This window comes from Microbacterium sp. 13-71-7 (assembly GCF_002257455.1).
In the GTDB taxonomy this organism is placed as follows: domain Bacteria; phylum Actinomycetota; class Actinomycetes; order Actinomycetales; family Microbacteriaceae; genus Microbacterium.
On sequence record NZ_NCKN01000216.1, the window covers coordinates 1 to 6,651 of the forward strand.

Below are 6,651 nucleotides of genomic sequence, written 5' to 3' on the forward strand. Positions count from 1 at the left end.
GATCGAGGCGAGCTGCGGATCCCGGTGGGCGAGCGCGTCGATCGTCTCCAGCAGCTGCTCCCGCGCGGCCACGTCGAGCCCGGTCATCGGCTCGTCGAGCAGGAGCAGCCGCGGCCGGCAGGCGAGCGCCCGTGCGATGAGCGCCCTGCCCCGCTCCCCCTGCGAGAGCGTCGGCCACAGCGCATCCCGGCGGTGCGAGAGCCCGACGTCGGCGATCAGCTCATGCGCGAGAGCGATCTGCACCGGCTCCGGCATCCAGCGCATCGGCATCTCGATCGTGCCGGTGAGGCCGGTCAGGACGACCTCGGTCACCGTGAGCGGCGAGCGCAGCGGGTGGCGCGGATCCACATGTCCGATCCGTCGCCGCAGCTCCTGCAGGTCGACGCGGCCGATGCGGTGGCCGAGCACCTCGGCGGTGCCGCTCGACGGATGCGTGCGGGCGCCGCAGATCCCGAGGATCGTGCTCTTGCCCGCGCCGTTGGGCCCGAGCAGCGCCCAGTGCTCCCCGGCCCGCACGACGAGACCGACCTCGTGCAGGATGTCCCTGCCGTCGCGACGGAGCGTCACGGCGTCCAGGCGCACGACCTCGGCGCTCACCGCAGGCCGTCCTTGAGCGAGGCCAGGTGCTCCCGGCTGAGCCCCGCGGCGAGCGCGGCATCGCCCGCACGGATCGCGTCGGCGAGGCGCTCGTGCGCCGCGTGATCCTCGGCATCGCCGAAGGCGGAGCGGATCCGCAGCATCGCGATCATCGTCTGGCGCAGCCGCGGAGTGAACCCGTCGAACAGCTCGGTGAGGATCGGATTCGCCGCAGCGACCACGATCGCCCGGTGGAACGCGAGGTCGGCATCGACGTGCTCCTCGAGATCCGAGCGGTGCTGCTCCCTGACCTTCAGGGCGCGCCGGATCGCGCGGAGGTCGTTCGCGGTGCGCCGCTCGGATGCGAGAGCGGCAGCCTCGGTCTCGATCGCCGTCCGCGCCTCGATCACGCTCACGATGTCGGCGCGCTGCAGTACGGCGTCCCAGTCGTCGCGCACGTCGAGCGCCGCGACGAAGACGCCGGCGCCCTGCCGCGCGGTGAGGACCCCTCGCCCCGACAGCTGCCGGATCGCCTCGCGCACGGTCGAGCGGCCGACGCCCAACTGAGCCGCGAGCGTCGTCTCCCCCGGCAGCCGCGCGCCGAGCCCCCATTCCTCGGCGCGAAGGCGATCGAGGAGCACCTCCGCCGCCTGATCCGCCATCGACGTGCGCTGCACGGCACCGCTTCCCGACATCACTACTCCTCAACTTGTCTGAGGAGTTAACGCTACACTGCCTCCATGCTCGTGCGCGCCCTCCTTCTCCTTCGCCGCCACGACGGGGTCTGACCGGACCGGCTCCCCCGTCGTGGCTGATGCGTCGCGCCGGTCGCCGAAACCGCAGTCGAAGGAACCGAGAACATGAGCAGCACCGCCTTCCCCGGCATCTCCACGCCGGCCGGCCTCCGGACTTGACCCAGGGATCCGGGGCGCTCGCAGGCCCGCGCGGGCTCAGCCCCCGGTCGAGGTCCGCACGACCAGGGCGCCGTGCTCGGGCGGCGGCACGACGAGCGCGAGGTCCGGTTCGAGCAGGGTCAGCAGGGCGGCCGCCGCCTGGCGCCCCAGCGCCTGCGGCTGCAGGTCGACCGCGGTGATCGTCGGCGCGGAGCTCCGGAGGCTGTCCGCGTCGGATCCGCACACGACGCGCACGTCCTCCGGAACCCGGACCCCGCGCTCGACGAGCCGGTCCACGAGCGCCCTGGCGTGGTCGCTGGTCAGGCAGTACACCCCATCAGGGGGCTCGGGGAGGGCGAGCAGCTCATCGGCGGCGACCGCGCCCTCCCCGTGCTCCGAGCGCTCCGCCACGTAGCGGACGCGCTGGGCGCCGGGGGGCGTCCGCTCCCGGTAGCGCCGCTCCGTCGCCTCGTTCCACTCGATGGCATCCGTGCCCACGACCAGGGCGATGCGCGTCGCCCCCGACTCCGCGAGGTGGTCGAGCACCCGATCCGTGATGAACGCGGTGGCGATGTCGATGACGTGCGGGTCGTCCGGATCCGCCGGATCCGCGCCGACCAGCGTGTACGGCATGCCTCCGGCGCGCAGCGCGGCGACGAGAGGGTCCCGCTCGACGGGATCGGTCACGATGATGCCGTCGCACGCCCAGGCCGTGGTCGGGGCGTCGGGCACCGCGGGATCCGCGACGAGCATGAGCGCGTACCCCTGACCGAGCGACGTGAGCGCCGCGGCCCCGGCGAAGCGGGGGAAGTAGTCGACGTCCTGGATGTGCTGCGGCTCCACGCCGACCGCCGGCCGCAGCACCAGCCCGATCACTCCGAGCCTGCTGCGGCGCAGCCCGCTCGCCACCACGTCCGGGTGGTACCCCAGCGCGGTCGCGGCCGCGCGCACGCGCGCCTGGGTCGCCGGGTTGACCACGCCGTTGCCGGAGAAGGTGTGCGACACGGTGGTCACCGAGACGCCCGCCCGACGGGCCACGTCGCGGATCGTGGATCGCTGTCTGCGCATGTCGTGATGATAATCGCGGACTCCGCTTGTCCAAATCGTTTTGGATCCTTAGCGTTGCGTGTCGAGCGCGAACAAGGACGTCGCGCACCCGACCTTTCGCCCTGGAGGATCCATGTCGCAGACGACGCCCCCCGTGACCGATTCCGCTCCCGCCCTGACCCACCCCGTGCCCACCGACAGCGCCGTGCGCGTCGAGACCCACGGCATCGACTACATCCCCGACGCCGAGCGCCACGGCCGCGCCCGCGACCTGTTCGCCGTGTGGGCGGCGCCCAACGTCAACTTCCTCGCCGTCGTCATCGGCGCGACCCTCATGCTGCTCGGGCTCACCCTGTGGCAGGCGCTGCTCGTGATCGTGATCGGCAACCTGTTCTCGATCATCACGGGCATCGTGGCCGCTTCCGGCCCCGCCGCCGGCACGCCCAGCGAGGTGATCACTCGCGCGATGTACGGCGTCACCGGGAACCGGTTCAACGTCGCGATCGCGGGCTGGCTCATCAGCGTCTGCTACCTCGCGATCAACTGGGCCGCGGCCACGACCGTCGCCGTCGGGCTGCTCGGGCGGCTCGGCGTCCCCTCGAACGGCTGGACCATCGCGATCAGCGCGATCGTGATCGCCGCGGCCACCATGGTGATCAGCGTCTACGGACACGGCCTGATCATGCGCCTGTACCAGCCGCTCGCGATCCTGCTCGCGGTGATCTTCGCCGTGATGGCGGTCTTCGTCGTCGGCGGCGCGCGCTGGAGCTACACTCCCGCCGAGCCGCTGCACGGCCTGGGGCTCGTCGCGATGATGGCCGCGGGCATCGCGCTGGTCGCATCCGGCCCGCTGTCCTACACGAACAGCGCCGACTTCGCGCGCTACCTCCCGGCGAGCACCCGGGTGCGCGACGTCGCCCTGTGGACCACGCTCGGCATGGTCATCCCCGGCGTGCTCGCCACCTTCGTCGGCGTGCTGGCCGCGAGCGCGGTGGACATGACGGATCCGGAGGCCGGCCTGGAGAAGTTCCTGCCCGGCTGGTTCGCGCCGGTCTTCCTCATCTCGGTGATCGTCGGCACGATCGCCAACAACGCGATGACCGCCTACAGCTCCGGCCTGGCCCTGCAGGCCGTCGGGATCCGCCTTCCGCGCTCGCGCACCGTGCTGCTGGACGGCACGGTCGGCGTGCTGATGACGCTGTTCGCGCTCCTGGTGTGGAACTTCCTCGACAGCGTCTCGAGCGCCCTGCAGCTCGCGGTCACGATCCTCGCGCCGGTCATGGGCGTCTACCTCGCCGACATGCTGTGGCGCCGCAACCGCTACGACGGATCCGCACTGGCCGACGACAGCCGCGGGAGCCGGTTCTGGTTCACCGGGGGCGTGCACGTCGCCGGCGCGGTCGCCGTGCTGGCCGGCATCGGCGCAGCACTGCTCTGCAGCGCGACGCTCGTCTACGTCGGCCCGGTCGCCGCTCTCCTCGGCGGCATCGACCTGTCGGTGCCCGTCGGCCTGATCGTGCCGTTCGTCGTCTACCTCGCGCTGGTGCGGCGCTCCGCCCGCTCCCAGGCCTCGCTGTGACCCGCGGATCCGGAAAGAAGGAACAGAACGCATGACCTCCCCCGACACGCACACGACCCACTACCGCGGCGGTGCGATCTTCACCTCCGACACGGACCCGTGGGCGCAGTCGATCCTCGTCGAGGACGGGCGCGTCGTCTTCGTCGGAGACACAGCCACCGCCGACGCGCTCGCGGCGGACGCCGTGGTCGAACTCGACGGCGCGCTCGTGATCCCGGGAATCGTGGATGCGCACACGCACCTGATCGGTCTCGGCGAATCGCTCGAGCAGGTGGATCTGCACGACGCCGCCGATCTCGCCGAGATCCAGAAGCGGGTCGCCGCCGCAGCCGCCGCCGATCCCTCCGCGGCGAGGATCCAGGGCCGCAGCTGGCTGTTCTCGAGCCTCGGCGGAAGGGCTCCGCACCGCGACATGATCGATGCCGCCGTCGCCGACCGGCCCGTGTACCTGCACGCGAACGACAACCACTCCGCGTGGGTCAACTCCGCCGCCCTCGCCGAGCTCGGCATCGACGACGAGACGCCGGATCCCCTCGGCGGCACGATCCAGCGCGACGCCGAGGGCCACGCCACCGGCATGCTGCTCGAGAACGCGGTCTTCGCCTTCCTGCGCACGCGGCTGGACGCCCTCACGAGCGACGACGACAGGGAGGCGCACTTCGCGCAGGCGCTGCGCACCTACCTCGACGCGGGCGTCACCGCAGCGGTCGACATGGCGCTCACCGAGCCCGACCTGCGCGCGATGCTCGCGGTGCAGGAGCGTCACGGCGGAACCCTGCCGATGCACGTGGCCGCGCACTGGGCGGTCTACCGCACCGGGACGGCCGAGGGCGACGCCGCCGCCGTGGACCGGGCGATCGCGCTGCATCGCGCGCACACCGGGCCCGGGCTGCGGATCTCCGGCATCAAGCTCTTCGTGGACGGCGTGATCGACAGCTGCACGGCCGCCATGCACGCCCCCTTCGCCGACGGCTCCCGGCCGGAGCCGCTCTGGGACCTGCCCTCGCTCACGGCCGTGGTCACGCGCGCCGATGCGGCGGGGCTGCAGATCGCGATGCACGCGATCGGCGACGCCGCCTCCGCACTCGCCCTGGACGCGCTCGAGGCGGCGGTGGCCGCGAACGGCCCGCGCGCCGAGCGCCGTCACCGCATCGAGCACCTGGAGACCGTGGACCACGCGACCCCGCTGCGTCTGGCACGGCTCGGGGTCATCGCGTCCATGCAGCCCGTGCACTGCGACCCCGCGATCCAGGACAACTGGAGGGCGATGCTCGGCGACGAGCGCGTGGAGCGCGGGTATCCCTGGGCCGAGTTCGCCGAGGCCGGCGCGACGCTCGCGCTCGGCACGGATGCCCCGACCGCGCCGTTCGACCCGCTGCCGAACCTGTTCATCGCCACCACCCGGCGCTCGGCGTTCGACCCGGCGCTCGAGGCGAACGTCCCCGGCAATGCCATGGCGATCGCCGACGCGGTGCGCCGGGCGACTCGCGACGCCGCGTACGCGTGCGGCTGGGAGGGCGAGCTCGGGGTGCTGCGGGCCGGGGCGGCGGCCGACTTCGTGATCCTGGACGGGGATCCGTTCCGCGACGGGCCGGAGGCCTTCCTCACCGCGCGCGTGCGCACGACGGTCGTGCGCGGGCTCGACCACGCCGCGGCCCTCGCCTCCCTCCCCCGGGGTCGCTGAGCGAGGACGGCGAAGCCGACCGCCCCCAAGGACGTTGAGCGAGGACGGCGAAGCCGACCGAGATGAAACGCGGCGCTCTCGCAAGGGCGCCGCGTTTCGTCTCGCGGAGACCCGCACTGAGCGAGCGCAGCGAGTCGAAGTGTCGCTCAACGACCCCGGGCGGGGGCGGGGGCGGGGAAGAGACCCGCGGATCACCGCTCGTAGAGCAGGATCACGCTCCCCGCACCGTCGACGCGGCGCGTCTCGTGGTAGCCGAGCGACTGCAGCTGCTCGAGGCCCCAGGTGTCCTCGACCCCGGCGAACTTCAGCTCGACCACCCAGACCCGGTCGACCCCGTCGAAGCGCCCCATCCCGGACGCGCGCGGGATGCCGTAGGTCTGGTCGTACCAGGTGTAGGACTTCTGGAACGGGGTCTTCAGCAGCAGGTCGGTGACGTTGCGGAACGCGGTCGGATCCGTCGCCTTGGCGAGGCGCGTGCGCTGGGACGGCCGCGCGCCGTCGTCGAACACGATGCCGTCGCCCGGGACGGCGTGTGCGCTGATGTAGGCGGCGATGTCGTTCCAGTCGGATTGGTTCTTGGCGTACGGCCCGCGCTGCAGCGCCGCCACGGGGACCGCCGCGATCACGACGGCGGCGACGGAGACGGCCGCGAGCACGACGCCGAGCCGAGGGCGCGGAAGACGGGCGAGCCGTTGTACGCCGAGGGCCATCACGATCGCGACCGCGGGGGCGGAGAACGTGCCGTAGCGCGCCGTGTAGCCGGACACGAGCGGGCTCGCGGCGATCAGGATGCCCATCGGCAGGACCATCCAGCTCAGCGCGACGGTCTCGAGTCGCATGCCCAGCGGGGCCCCGGAGCGTCGCGCATGCAC

Annotated in this window: 5 protein-coding genes and 1 pseudogene; 2 read left to right on the forward strand and 4 right to left on the reverse strand. The window is 72.6% G+C overall.

Annotated features, from left to right (window positions below; translation table 11 throughout):
* From B7X32_RS16830 to B7X32_RS16840, 3 genes are all read right to left on the reverse strand, one after another.
* A partial coding sequence (locus B7X32_RS16830) for an ATP-binding cassette domain-containing protein (protein WP_292722213.1) occupies positions 1-597 on the reverse strand: 597 nt, incomplete at its 3' end.
* The gene (locus B7X32_RS16835) at positions 594-1,271 is read right to left on the reverse strand and encodes an FCD domain-containing protein (RefSeq protein ID WP_292722216.1); all 678 of its coding nucleotides are present in this window, start codon (positions 1,269-1,271) and stop codon (positions 594-596) included. The genes B7X32_RS16835 and B7X32_RS16830, both read right to left, overlap by 4 nt.
* A 255-nt stretch (positions 1,272-1,526) precedes the next feature.
* The gene (locus B7X32_RS16840; RefSeq protein WP_292722219.1) at positions 1,527-2,537 is read right to left on the reverse strand and encodes a LacI family DNA-binding transcriptional regulator; all 1,011 of its coding nucleotides are present in this window, start codon (positions 2,535-2,537) and stop codon (positions 1,527-1,529) included.
* 112 nt (positions 2,538-2,649) lie between these two features.
* Between B7X32_RS16840 and B7X32_RS16845 the strand changes: the two genes are divergently transcribed.
* Together B7X32_RS16845 and B7X32_RS16850 are read left to right on the forward strand one after the other, a co-directional pair.
* Positions 2,650-4,095, forward strand: coding sequence for a cytosine permease (locus tag B7X32_RS16845; protein WP_292722221.1), 1,446 nt, complete (start codon positions 2,650-2,652; stop codon positions 4,093-4,095).
* Positions 4,096-4,126: 31 nt separating this feature from the next.
* Positions 4,127-5,779 carry an amidohydrolase gene (locus B7X32_RS16850; RefSeq protein ID WP_292722225.1) on the forward strand — a complete coding sequence of 551 codons (1,653 nt, stop codon included), beginning with the start codon at positions 4,127-4,129 and terminating at the stop codon, positions 5,777-5,779.
* A gap of 191 nt (positions 5,780-5,970) precedes the next feature.
* Here B7X32_RS16850 and B7X32_RS16855 read toward each other — a convergent pair.
* A pseudogene (locus tag B7X32_RS16855) lies at positions 5,971-6,651 on the reverse strand (hypothetical protein); the annotation flags it as partial.

What these genes read in the sequence shown, in the direction of transcription:
- B7X32_RS16835 (WP_292722216.1), bottom strand. Translation starts at nt 1,271, where the DNA reads ATGTCGGGAAGCGGTGCCGTGCAGCGCACGTCGATGGCGGATCAGGCG.
- B7X32_RS16840 (WP_292722219.1), bottom strand. Translation starts at nt 2,537, where the DNA reads ATGCGCAGACAGCGATCCACGATCCGCGACGTGGCCCGTCGGGCGGGC.
- B7X32_RS16845 (WP_292722221.1), top strand. Translation starts at nt 2,650, where the DNA reads ATGTCGCAGACGACGCCCCCCGTGACCGATTCCGCTCCCGCCCTGACC.
- B7X32_RS16850 (WP_292722225.1), top strand. Translation starts at nt 4,127, where the DNA reads ATGACCTCCCCCGACACGCACACGACCCACTACCGCGGCGGTGCGATC.